This window comes from Sphingomonas sp. STIS6.2, from assembly GCF_000732685.2.
Taxonomy (GTDB): domain Bacteria; phylum Pseudomonadota; class Alphaproteobacteria; order Sphingomonadales; family Sphingomonadaceae; genus Sphingomonas; species Sphingomonas aerolata.
The window spans coordinates 5623-28751 of the sequence record NZ_JPDP02000039.1 but is presented as its reverse complement, the minus strand read 5'-3'; the positions used below and the strand labels follow the sequence as shown (position 1 = coordinate 28751).

General features: G+C 67.0%; 22 protein-coding genes. 15 read left to right on the top strand and 7 right to left on the bottom strand.

Annotated features, from left to right (window positions below):
* Window positions 1–54: 54 nt before the first annotated feature.
* Window positions 55–720: a TIGR02117 family protein gene (locus sphst_RS05750; RefSeq protein ID WP_107045282.1), complete on the bottom strand. Its 666-nt coding sequence runs from the start codon at window positions 718–720 to the stop codon at window positions 55–57.
* Window positions 721–742: 22 nt separating this feature from the next.
* On the opposite strand from sphst_RS05750, the gene phhA reads away from it, so the two are divergent.
* The gene (gene phhA, locus sphst_RS05745) at window positions 743–1612 is read left to right on the top strand and encodes a phenylalanine 4-monooxygenase (RefSeq protein ID WP_031396072.1); all 870 of its coding nucleotides are present in this window, start codon (window positions 743–745) and stop codon (window positions 1610–1612) included.
* A gap of 142 nt (window positions 1613–1754) precedes the next feature.
* Here phhA and sphst_RS05740 read toward each other — a convergent pair whose 3' ends face one another.
* From sphst_RS05740 to sphst_RS21545, 4 genes are all read right to left on the bottom strand, one after another.
* Complete coding sequence (locus sphst_RS05740; protein ID WP_107045281.1) at window positions 1755–2705, bottom strand: 50S ribosomal protein L11 methyltransferase; 951 nt, start codon at window positions 2703–2705, stop codon at window positions 1755–1757.
* Window positions 2695–3399 (bottom strand): SDR family NAD(P)-dependent oxidoreductase, encoded by a 705-nt coding sequence (locus sphst_RS05735; RefSeq protein ID WP_107045280.1) that lies wholly within the window; start codon window positions 3397–3399, stop codon window positions 2695–2697. The genes sphst_RS05740 and sphst_RS05735 overlap by 11 nt, the downstream gene beginning before the upstream one ends.
* Window positions 3400–3464: 65 nt before the next feature.
* Window positions 3465–4856 carry a methyl-accepting chemotaxis protein gene (locus sphst_RS05730; RefSeq protein WP_199848925.1) on the bottom strand — a complete coding sequence of 464 codons (1392 nt, stop codon included), beginning with the start codon at window positions 4854–4856 and terminating at the stop codon, window positions 3465–3467.
* Window positions 4857–4877: 21 nt separating this feature from the next.
* Window positions 4878–6221 (bottom strand): methyl-accepting chemotaxis protein, encoded by a 1344-nt coding sequence (locus tag sphst_RS21545; RefSeq protein WP_031393659.1) that lies wholly within the window; start codon window positions 6219–6221, stop codon window positions 4878–4880.
* Window positions 6222–6541: 320 nt separating this feature from the next.
* Between sphst_RS21545 and sdhC the strand changes: the two genes are divergently transcribed.
* The 4 genes from sdhC to sphst_RS05705 are packed head-to-tail and all read left to right on the top strand — an operon-like array spanning window position 6542 to window position 9361.
* Window positions 6542–6886, top strand: a complete 345-nt coding sequence (sdhC, locus tag sphst_RS05720) for a succinate dehydrogenase, cytochrome b556 subunit (RefSeq protein ID WP_031393660.1) — start codon at window positions 6542–6544, stop codon at window positions 6884–6886.
* Window positions 6886–7272 carry a succinate dehydrogenase, hydrophobic membrane anchor protein gene (gene sdhD, locus sphst_RS05715; protein WP_031393661.1) on the top strand — a complete coding sequence of 129 codons (387 nt, stop codon included), beginning with the start codon at window positions 6886–6888 and terminating at the stop codon, window positions 7270–7272. Before sdhC ends, sdhD begins: the two co-directional genes overlap by 1 nt.
* The gene (sdhA, locus tag sphst_RS05710; RefSeq protein ID WP_031393662.1) at window positions 7272–9074 is read left to right on the top strand and encodes a succinate dehydrogenase flavoprotein subunit; all 1803 of its coding nucleotides are present in this window, start codon (window positions 7272–7274) and stop codon (window positions 9072–9074) included. Before sdhD ends, sdhA begins: the two co-directional genes overlap by 1 nt.
* Window positions 9074–9361 (top strand): hypothetical protein, encoded by a 288-nt coding sequence (locus tag sphst_RS05705; protein WP_031393663.1) that lies wholly within the window; start codon window positions 9074–9076, stop codon window positions 9359–9361. Before sdhA ends, sphst_RS05705 begins: the two co-directional genes overlap by 1 nt.
* A gap of 2 nt (window positions 9362–9363) precedes the next feature.
* Here the strand turns inward: sphst_RS05705 and brnA are convergent, their stop codons facing one another.
* Both brnA and sphst_RS05695 read right to left on the bottom strand, forming a co-directional pair.
* Window positions 9364–9648 carry a type II toxin-antitoxin system BrnA family antitoxin gene (gene brnA, locus sphst_RS05700; RefSeq protein WP_197976043.1) on the bottom strand — a complete coding sequence of 95 codons (285 nt, stop codon included), beginning with the start codon at window positions 9646–9648 and terminating at the stop codon, window positions 9364–9366.
* Window positions 9626–9961, bottom strand: coding sequence for a BrnT family toxin (locus tag sphst_RS05695; protein ID WP_081874214.1), 336 nt, complete (start codon window positions 9959–9961; stop codon window positions 9626–9628). Before sphst_RS05695 ends, brnA begins: the two co-directional genes overlap by 23 nt.
* A 36-nt stretch (window positions 9962–9997) precedes the next feature.
* Between sphst_RS05695 and sphst_RS05690 the strand changes: the two genes are divergently transcribed.
* The 10 genes from sphst_RS05690 (at window position 9998) to lpdA (ending at window position 21951) form a co-directional block, all read left to right on the top strand.
* The gene (locus tag sphst_RS05690) at window positions 9998–10579 is read left to right on the top strand and encodes a ClpP family protease (protein ID WP_031393666.1); all 582 of its coding nucleotides are present in this window, start codon (window positions 9998–10000) and stop codon (window positions 10577–10579) included.
* Window positions 10580–10713: 134 nt separating this feature from the next.
* Window positions 10714–11496: a succinate dehydrogenase iron-sulfur subunit gene (locus sphst_RS05685; RefSeq protein WP_031393667.1), complete on the top strand. Its 783-nt coding sequence runs from the start codon at window positions 10714–10716 to the stop codon at window positions 11494–11496.
* Window positions 11497–11769: 273 nt separating this feature from the next.
* Window positions 11770–12237 carry a PaaI family thioesterase gene (locus sphst_RS05680; protein WP_031393668.1) on the top strand — a complete coding sequence of 156 codons (468 nt, stop codon included), beginning with the start codon at window positions 11770–11772 and terminating at the stop codon, window positions 12235–12237.
* A gap of 129 nt (window positions 12238–12366) precedes the next feature.
* Window positions 12367–13458, top strand: a complete 1092-nt coding sequence (gene zapE / locus sphst_RS05675; protein ID WP_107045279.1) for a cell division protein ZapE — start codon at window positions 12367–12369, stop codon at window positions 13456–13458.
* Window positions 13459–13640: 182 nt separating this feature from the next.
* Complete coding sequence (gene mdh / locus sphst_RS05670) at window positions 13641–14603, top strand: malate dehydrogenase (RefSeq protein ID WP_107045278.1); 963 nt, start codon at window positions 13641–13643, stop codon at window positions 14601–14603.
* Between the two features lie 67 nt (window positions 14604–14670).
* Window positions 14671–14967, top strand: a complete 297-nt coding sequence (locus sphst_RS05665; RefSeq protein ID WP_031395406.1) for a GIY-YIG nuclease family protein — start codon at window positions 14671–14673, stop codon at window positions 14965–14967.
* 56 nt (window positions 14968–15023) lie between these two features.
* On the top strand, window positions 15024–15908 hold the full coding sequence (sucD, locus tag sphst_RS05660) for a succinate--CoA ligase subunit alpha (RefSeq protein ID WP_031395407.1): 885 nt from the start codon (window positions 15024–15026) through the stop codon (window positions 15906–15908).
* A 158-nt stretch (window positions 15909–16066) separates the two neighbouring features.
* Entirely contained in the window at window positions 16067–19006 is a 2940-nt protein-coding gene (locus sphst_RS05655; RefSeq protein ID WP_031394514.1) for a 2-oxoglutarate dehydrogenase E1 component, read from the top strand.
* A gap of 163 nt (window positions 19007–19169) precedes the next feature.
* Window positions 19170–20429, top strand: coding sequence for a 2-oxoglutarate dehydrogenase complex dihydrolipoyllysine-residue succinyltransferase (gene odhB / locus sphst_RS05650; RefSeq protein WP_107045277.1), 1260 nt, complete (start codon window positions 19170–19172; stop codon window positions 20427–20429).
* Window positions 20430–20556: 127 nt separating this feature from the next.
* Window positions 20557–21951 carry a dihydrolipoyl dehydrogenase gene (gene lpdA / locus sphst_RS05645; RefSeq protein ID WP_031394829.1) on the top strand — a complete coding sequence of 465 codons (1395 nt, stop codon included), beginning with the start codon at window positions 20557–20559 and terminating at the stop codon, window positions 21949–21951.
* Window positions 21952–23129: the final 1178 nt, after the last annotated feature.

The following is a 23129-nucleotide window of genomic DNA, read 5'->3' as shown; positions in this document are numbered from 1 at the left end:
GGGAGCCCAGTCTGGGTCCCCGCCTTCGCGGGGACACAAAGGGGGGGCAACCCTTCAAAACCACCACATCACCGTAGCCGGAAACGGCGTCCACCACCCGACCCGCACGCCCGCGAACCGCAGCGCATCCCCCGTCCAGGCGTTGCACGTCGCCACCCCGCTATAATGCCCCCGCGCGTCGTAGAACGCGTCATAACCGGCATAGCCCGGATAGGACCGCCCCCCCGGCCGGATCGTCGCCGCGATATACCCCGCCAGCCGCCGATACTCGCGTTCGCTCAGCAACACCGCGCGCAGATCGTCACCCGGCACCGGCGCGGCGAGATGCTCGACATGCAGCAGCACCGCGTCGCTGCCGGTCGCCGACGCCACCACGGTCCGCAGCTTCACGTCCGCCCAGGTCGGCGTCTCGAGGAAGAACGCCTTCTCCCCCCAGCCGATCGCGAGGTGATCGGACGCGGCATAACGCGGGTCGCGCAGGTCGCCGGGCCGGGCAAACCCACGCCAGTCCACCCCTGCCGCGACCTTTGGCACGATGATCCCGGTATGCACTCCGTTGCTCTCGACGAAGATGCGGATGCCGCGCGGGGAAGGGCGCCAGTCGCGGTTGGTCGGGATCGCCCCGCCGACCAGCCCCGCCACCGCATAGCCCGCAGCCAGTGCGAGGACGACCGCAAGGATCCTTAACGACCAATGAATCCAGCGCGTTTCCGTTGTCATTCGGTCATGCTAGACGATGGCCATGCTAGAAGAAACGCACGTGCTCAGCACGCCGCCCGAAGGGGCACCCGACTGGACGATCCCGCAGAACTGGTCGAGCTATACCGCCGAGGATCATGCGACCTGGGACACGCTGTTCGCGCGCCAGTCGAAGCTGCTCCCCGGCCGCGCGTCGAACGCGTGGCTGCGCGGGCTCGACGTACTCAAACTCTCGAAACCCGGCATTCCCGATTTCGAGGAACTGTCCGAACGGCTGATGAAGCTTACCGGTTGGTCGGTCGTCGCGGTGCCCGGCCTCGTCCCCGACGACGTCTTCTTCGATCACATGGCCAATCGCCGTTTCGTCGCGGGCAATTTCATCCGCCGTCCCGACCAGCTCGACTATCTCCAGGAACCCGACGTCTTCCACGACGTGTTCGGGCACGTACCCATGCTCGCCGACCCGGTCTTCGCGGATTATCTGGCCGCCTATGGCCGCGGCGGCCAGCGTGCGCTCGGGCTCGACGCGCTCAAATATCTCGGCCGGCTCTACTGGTACACGGTCGAATTCGGCCTGATCGCCGAGCCCGAGGGGCTGCGTATCTACGGCTCGGGCATCGTCTCGAGCTTCGCCGAGACCCGCTTCGCGCTCGACGACCCCAGCCCCAACCGCATCGCGCTCGACCTCGCGCGCGTCATGCGGACGGAGTACCGGATCGACGATTTCCAGCAGAACTACTTCGTCATCCCGAGCTTCGACGAACTGCTGCGCCTGACGGTCGAAACCGATTTCGCACCGCTGTACGAGGCGCTGAAGGCCCAGCCCGACATCCCCGTCGCGCAGATCGAACCCGGCGACGTCGTGCTGACACACGGCACGCAGGCCTATGCGAAGGCCAAGGCTGCGGCCTGAACCCAGCCGCTAACCCCAAACCCACCCCGGCGAAGGCCGGGGCCCAGTTGGGAAGGCTGTGCGATTCATGCGCGAAGGTTCACCCAACTGGGCCCCGGCCTCCGCCGGGGTGGCGTCGGGTGTGCGGCGAGACGCAGGCCGGTCAGATATCCAGCGCCCACCCGTCGCGCCCCTTGGGATCGAACGGCCCGTCCGCCACGAACCGCGTCGCCCCCGCGCGCAGCCGCAGCACGCTCCAGTCCCCGCGCCGGTCGACCGCCGCCAGCGAGCACCCGCACGCCTCATAGGCCGCGACCACGCCCGCGCGCTGCGTCTCGAGCAGCCCCGCCAGCACGATCGTCGCCCCCGCATCCGCGATCGACGCGATCTCGGGCGCCATCGACACCAAAGGCCCCGCCAGGATGTTGGCGATCACCAGATCATAGGGCGCGCGCGCGACGATCGCGTCGTCGAGCGTCCCGTCGGCCACCACCAGGTCGATCCCCGCAACCCCGTTCAGGTCCGCATTCTCCTGCGTCACCTCGATCGAGACCGGATCGATGTCCGTCCCCATCACCGCCGCCTCGGGCCACAGATGCGCCGCGGCAAAGGCGAGCAGCCCGGTCCCCGTGCCGATGTCGATGACGTTGGCAAAAGCCGCATCCGCCAGCCCGTCGAGCATCGCCAGGCACCCGCTGGTCGTCTCGTGATGCCCCGTCCCGAACGCGCGGCTCGCCTCGATCAGGAAGGCGCGCTTGCCCGCGGGCACCGCATCGGCATGCGCGCGGGTGTGGACGAAGAATCGGCCGACCGACAGCGGCTCGAGCCCCGCCTGGCTCATCGTCACCCAGTCCGCCGCGGCCAGCCGCTCGACCGCGATTCCGGCCCCCGCCGCGCTCGGCACCAGCGCGCGCACCGCCGCGACCGTGTCGGCGCCCGGCTCATGTTCGAAATACGCGTCGAGCCGCCAGGATTCGACGTCGTCCTCGATCTCCTCGGTGGTCATCAGCACCGCGTCGGCGGGAATCGCGTCGCCCAGATCGCCGCTCACGTCGATCGCCTCCGCCTCCGCGCGCGTGCAGGGGAGGGTGAGTTTCCAGCTCTCAGCGGACATGGCTGGCCCCGTTCACGTCGATCACCGCGCCGGTCATCGAGGCCGGCGCCTCGAGCGCGCAATAGCGCGCGACCGAGGCGACTTCGGCGGGGTCCGCGACCTTGCCGAGCGGAATGTCGGCGAGCAGCGCATCACCGCCGCGGCTCGACAGATAATCCTCCGCCATCCCGGTCATCGTGAAGCCGGGGCAGATCGCGAACGCCAGGATCCCCTCGCGGGCATAGCCGCGCGCGATCGTCTTGGTCATCGCCACCATGCCCGCCTTCGACGCGGCATAATGCCAGTGCGCGGGCGAATCGCCGCGATAGGCGGCGCGGCTGGCGATGTTGACGATCCGGCCCGCGAACCCGCGCGCCTGCCAGTGCAGCACCGCGAGCCGGCAGAGCTCGGCGGACGCGGTCAGGTTGATCCGCATCGTCCGCTCCCACTGAGCGGTCCAGTCGCCGTCACCCAGCGGGCTCGCCTCGAACACTCCGGCATTGTTGATCAGCACGTCGATCGTGCCGCCCGCCTGTTCCAGCGCGGCGGTCCACAAAGCGGTCGGCCCGGCGGGATCGGCAAAGTCGGCGGGGATCCCGCTCGCGCTGCCCCCGCTGGTGCTCTTGTGCCCGATGACGGTGGCGCCCGCGTCGGTCAGCGCCTGGTGAATGGCCGCGCCGATGCCCCGGCTCGACCCTGTGAGTAGGATGGTCATGCCCGGGGCCTTAGCGCGCCCGGTAAGGGTCCGTCACCTGCCCGATTGCACTGCGGTGAGGTCGTTCACGCGACGCTGGACGAAAACCCGTCGGCGGCGCCGCGCAGCACGCTCAGCTTGTCGTCGATCAGCCCGAAATCCTGGCCCAGCAGCGTGATCTCGTTGGCGACCGCCTCCGCGTCGCCGCGGATCATGTCGATCGTCGCGGACATGGTGTCGGCGGCCAGCGCGGTCTCGTCGACCGCGGCGGTGATCGACGCGACGGTCCGCGCCTGCGCGTCCATCGCCTGGCGGATCCGCACCGCGCTGTCCTGGACCTCGCCGACGGTCGTGCGGATGCCGACGCTGGTCGTCACCGAGCTGTGCGTCGCGGCCTGGATCGCGGCGATCTTGGTCGCGATGTCGTCGGTCGCGCGCGCCGTCTGGCTGGCGAGGCTCTTCACCTCCTGCGCCACCACCGCAAAGCCGCGCCCGGCATCGCCCGCGCGCGCCGCCTCGATCGTCGCGTTGAGTGCGAGCAGGTTGGTCTGCCCCGCGATCGTCCGGATCAGCCCCAGGATCGACTCGATCGACTGGGCATGCGCGCTCAGCGTCTCGGACATGCCGACCGCGTCGGTCGCCTGCGCCGACGCGCGGTTGGCGATCTCCGCCGCCGCCTCGACCTCGATCCGCGCGCCCTCGATCGCACAGATCAGTCCCGAGGCGGTGTGCGCGGCCTCGCGCATCGCCAGCGCGGACTGTTCGGCGGCGGCGGCGACCTCGCTCGTCTTGCCCAGCACGCTGCGGGTCGAGGTCGACGCGCCCATCGCCTGAACGCGAATCCGCGCGCCCAGCTCGGCGGTGTCCTCGATCGACGAGGCGATGCTGTCGCGGAACGCCGCCGCCCGCGCGCTGCGGGCGATCCGCGCCGCCTCGGCATCGGACGCGCTCAGATGCGACGCCATGATGTCCGCCTCGATCAGCGCGAGCCGCTGGATCACGTCGCCCAGCATCCGCATCGACGCGGTGTCGGTGCCGACCCGTTCGGCGATCAGCCCGAGCGTGACGCTGTGCGCGAACGCCAGCGCGGCGAGCAAGGCGGGCAGCGGGATGTTCGCCTTGCGCGACTGGACCGCATGGTCGATTGCGATGTCCCGCCACGCCAGGTCATAGGGGGAGAGATATTTCAGCCGGACATAGTCCGCGCTTGCGACGATGCTGCGCTCGAGTCGCTCGGGGGTGAAGGCGGGCCGGACATGGAGTGCGCTCTCGAGCGAGAGGTAATGCCGCCAGAACGTCTCCGCGATCAGCCGGTGATCGGCGGCATCCAGCATCGCAGTCAGCGTCGCGCAGCTCGGCCCGATCGCGCCGTCCCAGTCATAGTCGCGCACGCGTTCGTACAGCGGCCGGCCATCATTGCCCCAGTCCAGCGTGCCGTGCGGCACGCCATTGCTCATGCGGTCGATTGGCGCGGTCATGCTCCCCCCTTGTGCCGTCCGTTATGCAGCCACCTTCGCGATGAATACGCCCGCGCTGGTCTTGAGATTGCTCAGCCGGCTGTCGAGCATGTCGAAGCCCCGGCCGACGCCGTCGATCTCGGTCGCCACCATTTCGGTATCCGCCCTGATCGCCGCGATCGTCGTCGACATCGAATCGGCGGCGAGCGCGGTCTCGTCGACCGCCGCGGTGATCGCGGTGACGGTCTGCGCCTGCGCCTCCATCGCGTGACGGATCCGGTCGGCGCTGTCCTGCACCTCGGCGACGGTCGCCTTGATGCTCGCATTGGTCGCGACCGTGCCGCGCGTCGCCGACTGGATCGCGGCGATCTTGGCGGCGATGTCGTCGGTCGCGCGTGCGGTCTGGCTGGCGAGGCTCTTCACCTCCTGCGCCACCACCGCGAAGCCGCGCCCGGCATCGCCCGCGCGCGCCGCCTCGATCGTCGCGTTGAGCGCGAGCAGATTGGTCTGGCCGGCAATGTCGCGGATCAGCCCCAGGATCGACTCGATCGACTTGGCGTGATCGCTCAGCGCCTCGGACATGCCGACCGCGTCGGTCGCCTGTGCGGATGCGCGATTGGCGATCTCGGCCGCGGCCTCGACCTCGCTGCGCGCATCCTCGATCGCGCGGATCAGCCCCGCGGCGGTCTGTGCGGCCTCGCGCATCGCCACCGCGGACTGTTCGGCGGCGGCGGCCACCTCGCTCGCCTTGCCCAGCACCGCGCGGGTCGAGGCCGAACTGCGGACCGCCTGTTCGCGCAGGACATGCCCCTCGTCGGTCGCGGTCTCGACCATCGTCGCGATTCCGTCGCGGAATTCGACCGCCAGCGTGTCGCGCGCGCCCTGCGCCGAGAAGTTGCGATATTTGGTATAGATCGCCACGGTGATCTCACCTTCCAGCGCCGACAGCCTCATCAGCGTGTCGATATACAAGGAAAGTCGGTCATTGTCGCGCGCCACGCTCTGCATCAGCACGCCGAGCGCGGCACGGTCGCTCGCGCTGATCATCGACAGCAACGCCATCGGCGACACGTCGGCGGCATAGGCCGCGGCGACCGACCGCTCGACCGATTCGACCCAGCCGCGCGCATTGGTGTTGAGGAAGCGGTCGCGCAGGAAATTGCAGCCGACCTCGATCATCGCGTCGGCCTCGTGCGGCGACCAGATCCGCTCGTTGCTGAAACAGCGCTGCCACTGTTCCCAATAGGCCTGGGAGATCGTGACGACATGCGGTTCGATCAGCGCCCAGAGCTCGCGGCTGGCCGCCGCGAGCGAGCCGTCAAAGTCGAACGCGCGCAGCCGTGCGGCCAGGTCGATCTGGGTGGCGATCGACCCGGGGGCCGGCATGTCGAGTGAGGTCAAAGGGTAAACTCCGGATCGCGTTGCCCGGCCAGCGCTAACGGTGATTCCTTAAGGCCAGGTTAGGGATCGATGCCGCGGGGCAGGGGCGCCCGCCGCCCCGCCCGACCAACCGCCCATCGGCCCCTGTGCATTGCCCTGGGTTATCAAGCCGGGCGGCGATGGGTTGCATCGCAGCACATGGCGTCTAATAGACCGGCAAACCGTTCGTTACTCGCCCTTCGTACTCGAGGACACAGCCCTTGGCATCGCGCAACCCGGCACGCCCGCTTTCTCCCCATCTGCAGGTCTATAAATGGGGCCCGCACATGCTGGTCTCGATCCTGCACCGCGCGACCGGCAGCGGCATGGCGACCGTCGGCAGCCTGCTGCTCGTCTGGTGGCTCGCCGCGATCGCCTCGGGGGATCAGGCCTATGCGACCTTTGTCGACGTGTTCACGACCGATACGGGCGGGCTCAACATTCTGGGCTATGTCATCGGCATCGGCCTGACCTGGTCGCTGCTCCAGCACATGATGACGGGCATCCGCCATCTGGTGATGGACACCGGCGCCGGATTCGAACTCAAGCGCAACCGCATGGGTGCGCGCGCGACGATCCTGGCCAGCACGCTGCTGACGGTCGCCTTCTGGCTCTACATGGGGATGAAGTAATGGGTTCGGGTACGCCAGTCGGCCGCGTCCGCGGTCTGGGCAGCGCCAAGCACGGCACGCAGCATTGGTGGCAGCAGCGGCTGACCGCCGGCGCCAACATCTTCCTGATGGCCTGGCTGATGGTCGCGATCGCGCGGATGCCCGCCTATGACTATGCCTCGGTGCATCTTTGGCTCCAGTCGTCCTGGGCGGCGATCCCGATGGCGCTGCTGATCCTGTCGGTCTTCTACCATTTCCGTCTCGGTCTTCAGGTCGTGATCGAGGATTACATGCACGGCGAAAGCCGCGTCGTGACGATGATCCTGCTCAACCTGTTCACCTTCACGCTGGGCGGCATCGCCCTGTTCGCGATCCTGAAGGTCGCCTTCTCCGGAGCTCCTGCGTAATGTCAGCTGCCTACAAGATCATCGATCATACCTATGATGCGGTCGTCGTCGGGGCCGGCGGCTCGGGCCTCCGCGCGACGATGGGCATCGCCGAGAGCGGGCTGAAGACCGCGTGCATCACCAAGGTCTTCCCGACCCGGTCGCACACCGTCGCCGCCCAGGGCGGCATCGCCGCGTCGCTCGGCAACAACTCGCCGGATCACTGGACCTGGCACATGTTCGACACCGTCAAGGGTTCCGACTGGCTCGGCGACCAGGACGCGATCGAATATCTGTGCCGCGAAGCGCCGCAGGCGGTCTACGAGCTGGAACATGCCGGCATGCCGTTCAGCCGTAACGAAAACGGCACGATCTATCAGCGTCCGTTCGGCGGCCACATGCAGAACATGGGCGAGGGCCCCCCGGTCCAGCGCACCGCCGCTGCCGCCGATCGCACCGGCCACGCGATGCTCCACGCGCTCTACCAGCAGAGCCTGAAGTACAATACGGACTTCTTCGTCGAATATTTCGCGCTCGACCTGATCATGGAAAATGGTGTCTGCCGCGGCGTCATCGCGCTGTGCATGGAAGACGGCTCGATCCACCGCTTCCGCAGCCACCAGACCGTGCTCGCCACCGGCGGTTACGGCCGCGTCTATTTCTCGGCGACCTCGGCGCACACCTGCACCGGCGATGGCAATGCGATGGTGCTCCGCGCCGGCCTGCCGCTGCAGGACATGGAGTTCGTCCAGTTCCACCCGACCGGCATCTACGGCGCGGGCGTTCTCATCACCGAGGGCGCGCGCGGTGAGGGCGGCTATCTGACCAACTCCGAGGGTGAGCGCTTCATGGAGCGCTATGCCCCGTCGGCGAAGGACCTCGCCTCGCGCGACGTCGTCAGCCGCTCGATGGCGCTCGAAATGCGCGAAGGCCGCGGCGTCGGCAAGAATGGCGACCACATCTTCCTGCACCTCGATCACATTGATCCGAAGGTTCTGGCAGAGCGCCTGCCGGGCATCACCGAGACCGGCAAGGTCTTCGCGGGCGTCGATCTCACGCGCCAGCCGCTGCCCGTCACGCCGACCGTGCACTACAACATGGGCGGCATCCCGACCAACTTCCACGGCGAGGTCGTCAACCTCGTCGCCGGCAACCCCGACGCGGTCGTCCCCGGCCTGTTCGCGGTCGGTGAGGCCGCCTGCGTCTCGGTCCACGGCGCCAACCGCCTCGGCTCGAACAGCCTGATCGATCTCGTCGTGTTCGGCCGCGCGACCGGTCTGCGGATCCGCGACACGCTCAAGCCCGGCACCGCGCACGCGCCGCTGCCCAAGGGGTCGGAGGAGCTCGCGCTCACGCGTCTCGACACGTTCCGCAATGCGAGCGGCGGGTCGCCGACCGCGCAGATCCGTCTCGACATGCAGCAGACGATGCAGAAGCATTGCGCCGTGTTCCGCGATACCGAGCTGCTCAACCAGGGCGTCGAGAAGATGGCCGGCATCTACAACCGGATGACCGACGTCGCCGTGAAGGATCGCAGCATGATCTGGAACACCGATCTGGTCGAGACGATGGAGCTCGACAATCTGATCGGCCAGGCCGTCGTGACCATGAACTCGGCCGCCAACCGCACCGAGTCGCGCGGCGCGCACATGCACGAGGATTTCCCCGAGCGTGACGATGCCAACTGGATGAAGCACACCATCACGACCTTCGACGGCTGGGGTGGCAAGGGCGGTCAGACCAAGATCGATTTCCGCCCGGTGCACGACTACACGCTCACCGACGACGTCGACTACATCAAGCCCAAGAAGCGGGTCTATTGATGATTTGGGCCATCATCGCGATCGGGTTCCTCGTGCCCGTCGCGGTGGGGCTGCTGACGCGGTTCCCGCCGATGATCGCCGGCTTTCTCTGGCCGGCGATCGTCGCGATCGGGACCGCGATCTATATCTACGGCATCGAAACGCGCGCGCCCGGCGAAGACCCGCAGAAGATCGCCATCACCTTCTTTGCGCTCTTCTCGCTCGCCGGCGGCGTCCCCGGCGGCCTGGTGGGCTGGATCCTCCAGCACAAGCGACAGGCCGATCCGGCACTCGACCGGGACGTCTGACCTCAGGGGGCGGCGGGCGCATTCGCTGCCGCTTCCAGACGATCTGCCAGCCACATCTTGATGAGCGCCTGACGCGTGACGCCACGCTTGCGGGCTTGCACGTCGAGACTCTCTACCATCCACGTGGGGAAATCGACGTTCACGCGCTTGGCCTCCAGCGCAGGCTTGCGTGGGCTGGACCAGTCGAAATACGCGCTGACATCCTCTCCCTCGTCGAACCGCCGGTCGAGTTCGTCGGCTGAGATAGCCTTGTGCAGCACGGATTTAGCCGGTGCGGGCGCGTTCATAAGCCAGTTCCTCATAATCTCTCGCGCGGCGAACCGAGATGATCCGGGTCGCCGTACCGCGATCGGTGACGATCGCCGTCCACAGGCGATCGCCGATCCGGCCGATCACCAGTTGCCGGTCTTCGCCCACATGGCGCTGGGCCGATCCGACGACGATCCGCTCGTCATCGCCCCACAGCGCCTGAGCTTCGACGAAATCAATCCCGTGCTTGACCGCGTTGGCCGCGCTCTTGTCCGGGTCGAATTCGAACATGGCCAACTCTACCGCAATTTCGGTATAGAATCTATACTCCCGGTCTTTTGCGGACGACATTGGAACCGCGCGATACCGCGGTAAGTTTGCCCGCGCATGACCGACACCTCCCCCGCTTCGAACGCGCGCAACTATCCATTGCTCGCCGTCCCCCATGTCCAGCTGCACGGCCCCGTCGACGACGCGATGTACGACAGCTTCAAGGCGCAGGTCGCGGCTGCGCCGACTGAGGGCCCGCTCGTCGTCTCGATCACCACGCTCGGCGGCGATCCCGAAATGGCGCGCGCGATGGGCGACCATATCCGCCTGCTGCGCGAATATACCGATCGCGAGACGCTGTTCCTCGGCAAGGTCGCGGTCTATTCGGCCGGCGCCACCTTCATGTCGGCCTTCCCCGCCGACAGCCGCTTCCTCACGCGCAACAGCCGCCTGATGATCCATGAGCGCCAGATGACGAGCACGATCCAGCTCAACGGCCCGCTCAACGCGCTGTCCTATACGCTGAAGGCCAAGCTCCACGAGATCGAGGATTCGATCAACATCCAGGAAGAGGGTTTTCGCGATCTCGTCCGTGGTACCAAGGTCGATATCGAGGAGCTGAAGGCCAAGGCACCGTCCAACTGGTATATCGAGGCGGAGGAAGCGCGCGATCTCGGGCTGATCCTCGACATCATCTGACGGTTGCGGTGGTCCGTGCCGCGCCCCACATGTGACTCATGTTGCACCCGCGAAGCTAAGGATTTGCGGGCAGGGCCCCTGTCATGTATCGGCTCTGACAACCTTGTCATCACACCACGGACGGACCGCTCGCAATGGCCGAATTCTCGCTCCCGAAAAACAGCGTCGTTAAGAAGGGCGTCAAGCACGCCTCGACCAGCGGGGGCAAGCGGCTGAAATCGTTCAAGGTGTATCGCTACGATCCCGATAGCGGCGAAAATCCCCGCTACGACACGTTCGAGCTCGACCTCGACGAGACCGGCCCGATGGTGCTCGACGCGCTGATCAAGATGAAGGGCGAGCAGGACAGCTCGCTGACCTTCCGCCGTTCGTGCCGCGAGGGGATCTGCGGTTCCTGCTCGATGAACATCGACGGCAAGAACGGTCTCGCCTGCACCACCGCGATCGAGGATTGCAAGGGCGAGGTCCAGATCACGCCGCTGCCGCACATGGACGTGATCAAGGATCTCGTCCCCGACTTCACGCATTTCTACGCGCAATATTCGTCGATCAAGCCCTGGCTCCAGACCGTCACCCCGCCGCCCTCGGGCAAGGAGCGTCTCCAGTCGCCCGAAGACCGCTCGAAGCTCGACGGCCTGTACGAGTGCATCCTGTGCGCCTGCTGCTCGACCTCCTGCCCGAGCTACTGGTGGAACGCCGACAAGTTCCTCGGGCCGGCGATCCTGCTCCAGGCCTATCGCTGGCTCGCCGACAGCCGCGACGAGATGACCGGTGAGCGGCTCGACGAGCTCGAGGATCCGTTCCGCCTCTATCGCTGCCACACGATCATGAACTGCGCCAACGCCTGCCCCAAGGGCCTCAACCCCGCCAAGGCGATCGCCGAGATCAAGAAGATGGAAGCCGAACGGATCGTCTGATCCGGCAGGGGGAGGGCGGTCCCCTCCACCCCGCTCTCGCCCCGCCTCGCTCCACCCTCCGTTCGTGCTGAGCGAAGTCGAAGCACAGGCCCGGGGCAGGGCGCGGCGCTCCCCCACCCCCGTTCGTGCTGAGCGAAGTCGAAGCACAGGCCCGGGGCAGGTGGTGGCGCTCCCCCAACCCCGTTCGTGCTGAGCGAAGTCGAAGCACAGGCCCCGGGGCAGGGGGTGGCGCTCCCAAAAGTCCTTCGACTTCGCTCAGGACGAACGGAACTCATGACCGATACCCCCCATTTCCTCGACGCCGAAGACCCCGCAAACCCCGGCTGGCGCAGCTGGACCCTGTCCGACCCGACCCGGTTCAACACGCTGCTCGGCCCCATGCTCTACCGCGTCGACGGCCACCTCGTCCGCGTCCGCATCACGCCAGAGCGTCGCCATTCGAACCTGCAGGACAATGTCCATGGCGGCGCACTGCTCGGCTTCATCGACGTCGCTTTGTTCGCCGCCGCGCGCGGCTTCGGGCTGATCACCGCCGGCACCGCGGTGACGCTCGACCTCAACACCCAGTTCATCGGTGGCGGCCGGATCGGCGCCCCGATCGAGGCGCAGGTCGAGGTGCTCAAGGAAACCGGCCGCCTCTTGTTCCTGCGGGGCCTCGTGGTGCAAGGCGACGACGAGGCAAAGATCGCGGCCTTCTCCGCGACGATCCGCAAGCCGTCGCCTAAGCCGCCGAAGAGCTGACCCCGACCGCTATCACCACCCCGGCGAAGGCCGGGGCTCAGTTGGGACACGATCATTGTTCAAGCGTAGCGCTCCATTACGGCAACCTTTCCCCCTGGGCCCCGGCCTCCGCCGGGGTGGTAAAGACCAATGACCGTCCTTGCCGCCTACGAAGCGCTCGTCGCATCGGGTGAACTCCGCCCCGACCCCGAACAGGCCGCCGCCGCCGCGCGCCTGAACACGCTCGCCACCGAACTCGCCGCACCCGTCGCGACCGGCTTCTTCGCGCGCTTCACGAAAAAACCGGCCCCGCGCGGCGTCTATCTCTGGGGCGGTGTCGGCCGCGGCAAGTCGATGCTGATGGACCTGTTCTTCGCCGAGGTTGCGGTCGACCGCAAGCGCCGCGTCCATTTCGGCGAGTTCATGCTCGAGGTCCATGCGCGCATCGCCGCCGAGCGTCGCAAGGAGGTCGGCGACCCGATCGTCCCCGTCGCCACCGCGATCGCCGAGGAGACCCGGCTGCTCGCGTTCGACGAGATGATGGTCACCAACAGCCCCGACGCGATGATCCTGTCGCGGCTCGTCACCTCGCTGCTCGATTCCGGCGTGACGATCGTCACCACCTCGAACCGCCCGCCCGCCGATCTCTACAAGAACGGCCTCAACCGCGAGCATTTCCTCCCCTTCATCGCGACGATCGAACAGCGGCTCGACGTCCTCCCGCTCAACGGCCCCGTCGATTACCGCCGCGACCGGCTCGGCAGCCAGGACACCTGGCTCGTCCCCAACGGCCCCGAGGCGACCGCGCAGCTCTCCGCCGCGTTCTTCCGCCTCACCGACTTCTCGCCCGACGACAGCGAGCATGTCCCGTCCGAGGAGCTGATCGTCCAGGGCCGCGCCCTGCGCGTGCCCAAGTCGCTGAAAGGCGTCGCGGTGTTCAGCTTCAGGAAGCTGTGCGGCGAGGCGAGGGGCGTCGCCGACTATCTCGCGATCGCGCGCAAATTCCACACGATCATCCTCGTCGGCATTCCCAAGCTCGGGCCCGAGAACCGCAACGAGGCGGCGCGCTTCGTCGGCCTCATCGACGCGCTCTACGAACACAAGGTCAAGCTGCTCGCCGCCGCGGATGCGCAGCCGGGCGACCTCTACGCGAGCGGCGACGGCCGGTTCGAATTCGACCGCACGATCAGCCGGCTGGAAGAGATGCGCTCCGAGGAGTATCTGGCGGAAGGGCATATCTGACGCACCCCAAACACCACCCCGGCCTCCGACGGGGTGGTTCAGCGCACGCCGGCAAGCTTATTGCTCCTGCGAACGATTTGCAATAACACCAGCACTTTTCCGCTTTAACGGTTGCCGTAACGCCATAATGCGCGTAACCGGCGTCACCAATCACCCCGCACATCAGACGGAGACGGATTGGAATGGCTCGCAAGAAGATCGCGCTGATCGGCGCCGGTAACATCGGCGGCACGCTCGCGCACCTCGCAGCACTCAAGGGTCTGGGCGATATCGTCCTGTTCGACGTGGCCGAGGGCATCCCCCAGGGCAAGGCGCTCGACCTGTCGCAGTGCGGCCCGGTCGAAGGCTTCGACTCGACGATCACCGGCTCGAACGACTATGCCGACATTGCCGGCGCGGACGTCATCATCGTCACCGCCGGTGTCGCGCGCAAGCCCGGCATGAGCCGCGACGACCTGCTCGGCATCAACCTGAAGGTCATGAAGGCCGTGGGCGAGGGCATCAAGGCCAACGCGCCGGGCGCCTTCGTCATCTGCATCACCAACCCGCTCGACGCGATGGTGTGGGCGCTGCGTGAGTTCTCGGGTCTGCCGCATCACATGGTCGTCGGCATGGCCGGCGTGCTCGACTCGTCGCGCTTCAGCCACTTCCTCGCCGACGAGTTCAAGGTCTCGGTCAAGGACGTCACCAGCTTCGTGCTCGGCGGCCATGGCGACACGATGGTCCCCGTGATCCAGTATTCGACCGTCTCGGGCATCCCCGTCCCCGATCTCATCGCGATGGGCATGTCGAGCCAGGAAAAGATCGACGCGATCGTCAAGCGCACGCGCGGCGGCGGCGGCGAGATCGTCGCGCTGCTCAAGACCGGCTCGGCCTATTACGCGCCCGCCACCAGCGGCATCGCGATGGCGGAGGCCTATCTCTACGACCAGAAGCGCGTCCTGCCCGCCGCGGCCTACGTCTCGGGTGAATACGGCCTCGACGACCTGTATGTCGGCGTGCCCGTCGTGATCGGCGCCGGCGGCGTCGAGAAGATCGTTGAGATCAAGCTCGACGACGAAGCCAAGGGCAACCTCCAGGTCTCGGTCGACGCGGTCAAGGAACTGATCGTGGCCTGCAAGGGTATCGACGGTAGCCTGAACTGATTTGAGGACATGAGCCGATCTGCTGTTCCCCGGCGAAGGCCGGGGTCCAGTTGGGAGAAGTCCCGTGATGCATACCGCCTTCTGCGTCTACATCATGGCCAGCAGGCGTAACGGCACGATCTATCTCGGCGTCACCAGCAATCTTCCCAAGCGTGCTTGGGAGCATCGCAACGGGGTCGTCGCAGGATTTACGAAGAAATACGGTTGTCATCTACTCGTCTGGTACGAAGTCTATGATGATCTGGACGCCGCCCGGCAGCGTGAGCTGCAGATGAAGGAATGGAAACGGGCCTGGAAGGTGAAAGCGATCGAAGGGATGAACCCGAACTGGGATGATCTGTTTGATACGCTGACGCCAGACTGACCTGCCTTCCCAACTGGGCCCCGGCCTCCGCCGGGGAACGAGAGAGAGAAAACTAGATGAGCATCCTCGTCGACAAGAACACCAAGGTCATCACGCAGGGCATGACCGGCGAAACCGGCAGCTTCCACACCAAGATGGCGCTGGAATACGGCACGCAGATGGTCGGTGGCGTCACCCCCGGCAAGGGCGGCACGACCCACCTCGACCTCCCCGTCTACAACACCGTCGCCGAGGCGAAGTCGGTCACCGGCGCGACCGCGTCGGTCATCTACGTGCCGCCTCCCTTCGCCGCCGACTCGATCCTCGAGGCGATCGACGCACAGATCGAGCTGATCGTCGCGATCACCGAGGGCATTCCGGTGCTCGACATGGTCAAGGTCAAGCGCGCGCTCGCGGGTTCCAAGTCGCGCCTGATCGGCCCGAACTGCCCCGGCGTGCTGACCCCCGGCGAGTGCAAGATCGGCATCATGCCCGGTTCGATCTTCAAGAAGGGCTCGGTCGGCGTTGTCAGCCGTTCAGGCACACTCACCTATGAGGCGGTCTTCCAGACCTCGAACGCAGGCCTTGGTCAGACGACCGCGGTCGGCATCGGTGGCGATCCGGTCAACGGCACGAACTTCATCGACGTGCTCGAGCTGTTCCTCGCGGACGACGAGACCAAGTCGATCATCATGATCGGCGAAATCGGCGGCGACGCCGAGGAGCAGGCCGCGCAGTTCCTGATCGACGAGGCCAAGCGTGGCCGCAAGAAGCCGATGGCCGGCTTCATCGCGGGCCGCACTGCCCCTCCGGGTCGTCGCATGGGTCATGCCGGTGCGATCGTTTCGGGCGGCAAGGGCGATGCCGAGAGCAAGATCGCGGCAATGGAAGCTGCCGGGATCAAGGTCTCGGAAAGCCCCAGCCTGCTCGGCGAGACGCTGCTGAGCGTGCTGAAGGGTTGATCTTACTACCCCTCTCCCCCCGGGGAGAGGGAAGGAGCCGCCATTTGGCGGCGGAAGGGTGAGGGCACGTGACCGCCCGTGCCCTCACCCTCCCACCCGCAAGTGCGGGCGGGCCCCTCCCTCTCCCCCGCGGGGAGAGGGCACTGAGGACGAGAACGATGGGCTACGAAGGCCAGGATTTCAGCGATATCGCAGCCGGCGTCAGCCCGGCGTTCGTAGAGACGCTCTACGCCAAGTTCACCGCCGATCCGGCCTCGGTCGAATCCGGCTGGCGGACGTTCTTCGAGGGGCTCGAAGGCTCCGCGCAGGGCCCGAGCTGGGAAAGCGCGCGCTGGCCGCTGACCACCACGGACGATCTGACCGCGGCGCTCGACCCGACCCAGATGGAGCCCGCGCCCAAGCCCGCAAAGGGTGGCGGCAAGCCCGCGCCCGCCGCCGCCGCGCCCGCGCCCGTCTCGAAGGACGAGATCGCCAAGGCCGCGGCCGACGCGATCCGCGCGCAGCTGCTGATCCGCACCTACCGCGTCCGCGGTCACCTCGCCGCCAATCTCGATCCGCTCGGCCTGTCGAAGCGCGAGATGCCCGAGGATCTGAAGACCGAATATCACGGCTTCTCCGACGCCGACATCGACCGCAAGGTCTATCTCGGCGGCACGATGGGCTTCGAATGGGCCACCATCCGCGAGCTCGTCGACACGCTGCGCAAGAATTACTGCGGCAATGTCGGCCTCGAATACATGCATATCGCCGATGTCGAGGAGCGCCGCTTCCTCCAGGAGCGCATGGAGGGCCAGGACAAGGCGATCGAATTCTCCGTCGACGGCAAGAAGGCGATCCTCAACAAGGTCATCGAAGCCGAGCAGTGGGAGAAATTCCTCGGCAAGAAATATGTCGGCACGAAGCGCTTCGGGCTCGACGGCGGCGAATCGATGATCCCCGCGCTTGAATCGGTCATCAAGTACGGCGGCCAGATGGGCGTGCGCGAGATCGTCATCGGCATGGCGCATCGCGGTCGTCTGAACGTGCTCGCCAACGTGATGGCAAAGCCCCTGCGCGTCATCTTCCACGAATTCGCCGGCGGTTCGGCCAACCCCGATGACATCGGCGGTTCGGGCGACGTGAAGTACCACCTCGGCACCAGCACCGACCGCGAGTTCGACGGCCACAAGGTTCATATGAGCCTCGTCGCCAACCCCTCGCATCTCGAGGCTGCCGATCCGGTCGTGCTCGGCAAGACGCGCGCGATCCAGACGCTCAACAACGATCTGAAGGACCATGTCGCTTCGCTCCCCGTGCTGATCCACGGCGACGCGGCGTTCGCAGGGCAGGGGATCGTCTGGGAGTGCCTCGGCTTCTCCGGCATCCGCGGCTACAACACCGGCGGCTGCGTCCACTTCATCATCAACAACCAGGTCGGCTTCACGACCAGCCCACAGTTCGCGCGCTCGTCGCCCTACCCGTCGGACGTCGCCAAGGGCGTCCAGGCGCCGGTCTTCCACGTCAATGGCGACGATCCCGAGGCGGTGACCTTCGCCACCAAGATGGCGATGGAATTCCGTCAGAAGTTCCACCGCGACATCGTCATCGACATGTGGTGCTATCGCCGCTTCGGTCATAACGAAGGCGACGAGCCCTCCTTCACCCAGCCGCTGATGTACGACATCATCCGCAAGCACCCCGGCGTCAGCTCGGTCTATGGCAACCGCCTGATCAAGGAAGGCGTCATCGACCAGCCCTGGATCGACGAGAATGTGAAGCAGCTCACATTGCGGCTCGAGGGCGAGTTCGAAGCGGGTGCGTCGTACAAGCCGAACAAGGCCGACTGGTTCGGCGGTCGCTGGACCGGCCTCAGCGCGCCGACCGATGGTGCGTCCGCGCGGCGCAACGTCGAGACCGGGCTCAGCCAGAAGCTGTTCGACTCGCTCGGCCGCACGCTGACGACGGTTCCCGAGAGCGTGAAGATCCACAAGACGCTCGCGCGCGTGCTCGATGCCAAGCGCGAGATGTTCAAGTCGGGCAAGGGCTTCGACTGGGCGACCGGCGAGGCGCTCGCGTTCGGCGGCCTGCTGTCCGAAGGATACGGCGTGCGTCTGTCCGGCCAGGATTCGGGCCGCGGCACCTTCTCGCAGCGTCACGCGGTCTGGGTCGACCAGACCGACGAGCACAAGTACGTGCCGCTCCAGGAGATCGAGCACGGCAATTTCGAGGTGCTCGACAGCCCGCTGTCCGAGTACGGCGTGCTCGGTTTCGAGTACGGCTATGCGCTCGCCGACCCGAAGACGCTCGTCCTTTGGGAGGCGCAGTTCGGCGATTTCGTCAACGGCGCGCAGATCATGATCGATCAGTTCATCACGTCGGGCGAGTCGAAGTGGCTCCGCGCCAACGGCCTCGTGATGCTGCTCCCGCACGGCTATGAAGGGCAGGGGCCAGAGCACAGCTCGGCACGTCCCGAGCGCTTCCTCCAGTCCTGCGCGGACGACAATATCCAGGTCGCGAACTGCACCAGCCCGGCGAACTATTTCCACCTGCTCCGCCGGCAGATGCACCGCAACTTCCGTAAACCCCTGATCGTGATGACGCCCAAGTCGTTGCTCCGTCACAAGCTCGCGGTGTCGAACGCCGAGGACTTCCAGTGCGACAGCCACTTCCGTCGCCTCCTGTCCGACACCAACGGTGCAGCCGACGTCGACACTAAGCGTCTCGTCCTGTGCACCGGCAAGGTCGCCTATGACCTGATCGAGGCCCGCGATGCGGCGGGCGACACCGACACGCAGATCGTCCGCGTCGAGCAGCTCTATCCCTTCCCCGGCAACCCAATCGCCGAGCGCGTCGCCAAGATGCCGAACCTGGAAGAGATCGTCTGGGCGCAGGAAGAGCCGAAGAACAACGGCTACTGGTTCTTCGTCGAGCCGCTGATCGAGGAGGCGCTGGCCAGCGTGAATTCGCCGGTCAAGCGCGCGCGCTACGCCGGGCGCAGCGCCTCGGCCTCGCCCGCGACCGGCCTGATGAAGCGTCACCAGGCCGAGCAGGGCGCGCTCGTCGCCGACGCACTCGGCCACAGCGTCCGCGACGAAATCCGCCGCACCCGCGCGAACTGAACCTTTTCTACCACCCCGGCGAAGGGGCACCCATCAAAGTAATACTTTGATGGGACCCAAGCCGGGGCCCAGTTGGGATGGTAGATATAATTGAGCGAAACGCCGGCCAATCAGCGTTTCGTAACTGGACCCCGGCCTACGCCGGGGTGGAGGAACCGAGAAAATGGCAACCGAAGTCACCGTCCCCGTCCTGGGTGAATCGATCACCGAAGCCACCCTCGGCGAGTGGCTGAAGCAGCCCGGCGATCCCGTCGCCGTCGACGAGCCCATCGCCAGCCTCGAGACCGACAAGGTCTCGGTCGAGGTGCCGTCGCCGGTCGCCGGCGTCATGGGCCAGCACGCCGTCGCGGTCGGCGACACGGTCCAGGTCGGCGCGATGCTCGCCACGATCGACTCGGGTGACGGCGCCGCTGCCGCTCCCGCCCCAGCCCCCGCAAAGGCCCCCGAGCCCGCCGCAACCGCAACGCCCGCGGCGCCCGCCAAGGACGAGTCCGGCGCAGGCTACGGTGACCAGCCCGGCGCCGGCACCAGCGACTCCCCCGCCGCGCTCTCGCCGTCGGTCCGCCGCGCGGTCCTCGAGCACGGCGTCGACCCCGGCACCGTCAAGGGCACCGGCCGCGACGGTCGCATCACCAAGGAAGACGTGACCGCCGCCGCCTCGAGCAAGCCCGCTCCGGCCGCAGCACCTGCGCCCGAACCGGCCGCAGCGCCCGCAGCCTCGGGCCGCGGTGAAGAGCGCGTCCGCATGACGCGCCTGCGCCAGACGATCGCCAAGCGCCTCAAGGAAGCGCAGAACACCGCCGCGATGCTGACGACGTTCAACGACGTCGACATGACCGCGGTGATCGAGGCGCGCGCCAAGTACAAGGATCTGTTTGAGAAGAAGCACGGCGTCCGCCTCGGCTTCATGGGCTTCTTCGTGAAGGCCGCGACCATGGCGCTGCGCGACATCCCGTCGGTCAACGCGTCGATCGACGGCGACGACATCGTCTATCACGATTACGCCGACATCTCGGTCGCGGTCTCGTCGCCCGGTGGCCTCGTCGTCCCCGTGATCCGCGATGCCGACCAGATGTCGGTCGCGACGATCGAGAAGACGATCGGCGACTTCGGCAAGCGCGCCAAGGACGGTGCGCTCAAGATGGACGAGATGAAGGGCGGCACCTTCACCATCTCGAACGGCGGCGTGTTCGGTTCGCTGATGTCGACCCCGATCATCAACCCGCCCCAGTCCGCGGTCCTCGGCCTCCACCGCATCGAGGAGCGCCCGGTCGTCGTCAACGGACAGATCGTCATCCGCCCGATGATGTACCTCGCGCTCAGCTACGATCACCGCCTGATCGACGGCCGCGAAGCCGTGACGTTCCTCGTCGCGCTCAAGAACGCGATCGAAGACCCGACGCGGATCCTGATCGACCTGTAAGTATCTAACCACCCCGGCGCAGGCCGGGGCCCAGTGGGGAAGGCCGCGGTGACGAAGCGCCTCGCCCTCCCCATATATCTCCCAACTGGGCCCCGGCCTGCGCCGGGGAAGTAAGAGAGAAGCGACAATGGCTGACTATGACTATGACGTCCTCGTAATCGGCGCAGGCCCCGGCGGCTACGTCGCCGCGATCCGCGCCGCACAGCTCGGGCTGCGCACCGCCTGCGCCGAGAGCCGCGACACGCTCGGCGGCACCTGCCTCAACGTCGGCTGCATCCCGTCCAAGGCGCTGCTCCACGCGTCCGAGCTGTACGAGGAGGCCAAGGCCGGTCACATGACCAAGTTCGGCGTCGAGTTTACCGGCGTCTCGCTCAACCTCGACCAGATGCACGCCGAGAAGGCCAAGGCCGTCAAGGAACTGACCGGCGGCGTCGAATTCCTGTTCAAGAAGAACAAGGTGACCTGGCTCAAGGGCAAGGCCGCGTTCCAGGACGCGCACACCGTCGACGTCAACGGCCAGACCGTCACCGCCAAGAACATCGTCATCGCCACCGGCTCGAGCGTCATGCCGCTCCCCGGCGTCGCGGTCGACCAGACGACCGTCGTCGACTCGACCGGCGCGCTCGCGCTCCCCAAGGTGCCCGAGCACATGGTCGTCATCGGCGGCGGCGTGATCGGTCTCGAGCTCGGCAGCGTCTGGCGTCGCCTCGGCGCGAAGGTCACAGTCGTCGAGTTCGTCGACCAGATCCTCCCCGGCTTCGACGGCGAAGTCCGCCGTGAGAGCGCCAAGCTGTTCAAGAAGCAGGGCATGGAGCTGAAGCTCTCGACCAAGGTCACCGGTGTGACCGTCGACAACGGCGTCGCGACCGTCACCGTCGAGCCCGCCGCGGGTGGTGCGTCCGAGACGATGACCGCCGACGCAGTGCTCGTCTCGATCGGCCGCAAGGCCAATGTCGACGGCCTCAACCTCGAAGCCATCGGCCTCGAGCTCAACAAGCGCGGCCAGATCGAGACCGACCACAGCTTCAAGACCAAGGTCGACGGCGTGTGGGCGATCGGCGACTGCGTCCCTGGCCTGATGCTCGCGCACAAGGCGGAGGACGAGGGCGTCGCGGTGGCGGAGAACATCGCCGGCCAGACCGGCATCGTCAACGAGGACGTCATCCCGTCCGTCGTCTACACGATGCCCGAAATCGCCGGCGTCGGCCTCACGGAAGAGGCTGCGAAGGACATGACCGAGATCAAGGTCGGCAAGTTCCCCTTCGCCGCCAACAGCCGCGCCAAGACCAACCGCGACACCGACGGCTTCGTCAAGGTCATCGCGGATGCCAAGACCGACCGCGTGCTGGGCGTCTGGATCGTCTCGAGCCTCGCCGGCACGCTGATCGCCGAAGCCGCCATCGCGATGGAATTCGGCGCGACCAGCGAAGACATCGCCTACACCTGCCACGCGCATCCGACGCACGCCGAGGCGCTGAAGGAAGCGGCGATGGCTGTACAGGGCAAACCGATCCACATCTGACCGCGCAAAGCCGTAGCGAAGCTACGGCCGAGCACCCCGCGGTCGGACCGGCCGGCGGCGCTCCAGCGCCGTCCGACGACAGGGGCTTAGCCCCTGTCCGGCCAAGCCCCGGCAAAGTTGAGTTTCGGAAGGGCGTCGGTGGCAATCCCACCGGCGCCCTCTCCACGTCTCCCGATCGCGCGCGAAACGTCCACGCTCTCAAGCCCAAACCCCATGAGCGACCCGCACCCCCATCCGTCATCCTGGCGAAAGCCGGCACCCACGGTCACGGCGAACCCGGCGATACCGCGCCGTCATAACCCGGCCCGCGACCATGCGTCCCGGCGTCCGCCGGGATGACGGGGGGTGGGGGCGGGGGGCGTGCGATAAAATCCCACCCGCAATCCCCGGAGCCGCGGCGTTCGCCCCCCGGCAGCCCGCACCCGCACCCGCAGCCCCGAACCCGCACCCGCAGCCCCCGGACCGAGTGATCCACTCCGAAGCAGCCCGCCCCCACAACCCCCCGGAGCCGCAACGACCTTCAACCCCATCCGTCATCCCGGCGAACGCCGGGACCCAGAGCCCCAAGCGCACCCGCCCGCGGCCCCGGGTCCCGGGTCGAGCCCGGGATGACGGCATGGGGGGTGGGCGCATCGCGGCTTTCGCTATCGGTCGCATTGCCGGTGCGGCTGGCAAACTAGCGACGACCCGCCCCAGCAACAGCACGCACTTCTCGGTCACGCCCTATCCAATCCCCGTCATCCTGGCGAAAGCCAGGATCCAGAGCCGCAAGCGTAACCCCCTGCGGCTCTGGATCCTGGGTCGAGCCCAGGATGACGGAAGAGGTGGGCGCAGTATGTGTCTCTCGCCATCGATCGCTTGGCCACCGCGGCTGCTAAACCCGCAACGACCCGCCCCCCATCCGTCATCCCGGCGAACGCCGGGACCCATGGTTACGGCGGACCCGGCGATCCCGTGCTGCCATAACCCGCTCCGCGACCATGGGTCCCGGCGTCCGCCGGGATGACGGGGGATGGGGGTAGGAGCGGGGGCGGGGGGCGCGCGATAAAATCCCACCCGCAATCCCCGGAACCGCGGCGTTCGCCCCGCGGCACCACGCACCCGCAGCCCCCGAACTTGCAGTGTTCCACTCCGGTACAGTCCGCTCCCCCTACCCCCCGAGCCACAACGACCTTCAA

What these genes read in the sequence shown, in the direction of transcription:
- lpdA (WP_031394829.1), top strand. Translation starts at nt 20,557, where the DNA reads ATGGCTGACTATGACTATGACGTCCTCGTAATCGGCGCAGGCCCCGGC.
- sdhC (WP_031393660.1), top strand. Translation starts at nt 6,542, where the DNA reads ATGCTGGTCTCGATCCTGCACCGCGCGACCGGCAGCGGCATGGCGACC.
- sphst_RS05685 (WP_031393667.1), top strand. Translation starts at nt 10,714, where the DNA reads ATGGCCGAATTCTCGCTCCCGAAAAACAGCGTCGTTAAGAAGGGCGTC.
- sphst_RS05735 (WP_107045280.1), bottom strand. Translation starts at nt 3,399, where the DNA reads ATGACCATCCTACTCACAGGGTCGAGCCGGGGCATCGGCGCGGCCATT.
- sphst_RS21545 (WP_031393659.1), bottom strand. Translation starts at nt 6,221, where the DNA reads ATGCCGGCCCCCGGGTCGATCGCCACCCAGATCGACCTGGCCGCACGG.
- sphst_RS05750 (WP_107045282.1), bottom strand. Translation starts at nt 720, where the DNA reads ATGACAACGGAAACGCGCTGGATTCATTGGTCGTTAAGGATCCTTGCG.
- sphst_RS05665 (WP_031395406.1), top strand. Translation starts at nt 14,671, where the DNA reads ATGCATACCGCCTTCTGCGTCTACATCATGGCCAGCAGGCGTAACGGC.
- sphst_RS05695 (WP_081874214.1), bottom strand. Translation starts at nt 9,961, where the DNA reads ATGTCGTCCGCAAAAGACCGGGAGTATAGATTCTATACCGAAATTGCG.
- sphst_RS05690 (WP_031393666.1), top strand. Translation starts at nt 9,998, where the DNA reads ATGACCGACACCTCCCCCGCTTCGAACGCGCGCAACTATCCATTGCTC.
- mdh (WP_107045278.1), top strand. Translation starts at nt 13,641, where the DNA reads ATGGCTCGCAAGAAGATCGCGCTGATCGGCGCCGGTAACATCGGCGGC.
- sphst_RS05705 (WP_031393663.1), top strand. Translation starts at nt 9,074, where the DNA reads ATGATTTGGGCCATCATCGCGATCGGGTTCCTCGTGCCCGTCGCGGTG.
- odhB (WP_107045277.1), top strand. Translation starts at nt 19,170, where the DNA reads ATGGCAACCGAAGTCACCGTCCCCGTCCTGGGTGAATCGATCACCGAA.
- sphst_RS05655 (WP_031394514.1), top strand. Translation starts at nt 16,067, where the DNA reads ATGGGCTACGAAGGCCAGGATTTCAGCGATATCGCAGCCGGCGTCAGC.
- phhA (WP_031396072.1), top strand. Translation starts at nt 743, where the DNA reads ATGCTAGAAGAAACGCACGTGCTCAGCACGCCGCCCGAAGGGGCACCC.
- sphst_RS05740 (WP_107045281.1), bottom strand. Translation starts at nt 2,705, where the DNA reads ATGTCCGCTGAGAGCTGGAAACTCACCCTCCCCTGCACGCGCGCGGAG.
- brnA (WP_197976043.1), bottom strand. Translation starts at nt 9,648, where the DNA reads ATGAACGCGCCCGCACCGGCTAAATCCGTGCTGCACAAGGCTATCTCA.
- sphst_RS05730 (WP_199848925.1), bottom strand. Translation starts at nt 4,856, where the DNA reads ATGACCGCGCCAATCGACCGCATGAGCAATGGCGTGCCGCACGGCACG.
- zapE (WP_107045279.1), top strand. Translation starts at nt 12,367, where the DNA reads ATGACCGTCCTTGCCGCCTACGAAGCGCTCGTCGCATCGGGTGAACTC.
- sdhA (WP_031393662.1), top strand. Translation starts at nt 7,272, where the DNA reads ATGTCAGCTGCCTACAAGATCATCGATCATACCTATGATGCGGTCGTC.
- sdhD (WP_031393661.1), top strand. Translation starts at nt 6,886, where the DNA reads ATGGGTTCGGGTACGCCAGTCGGCCGCGTCCGCGGTCTGGGCAGCGCC.
- sucD (WP_031395407.1), top strand. Translation starts at nt 15,024, where the DNA reads ATGAGCATCCTCGTCGACAAGAACACCAAGGTCATCACGCAGGGCATG.
- sphst_RS05680 (WP_031393668.1), top strand. Translation starts at nt 11,770, where the DNA reads ATGACCGATACCCCCCATTTCCTCGACGCCGAAGACCCCGCAAACCCC.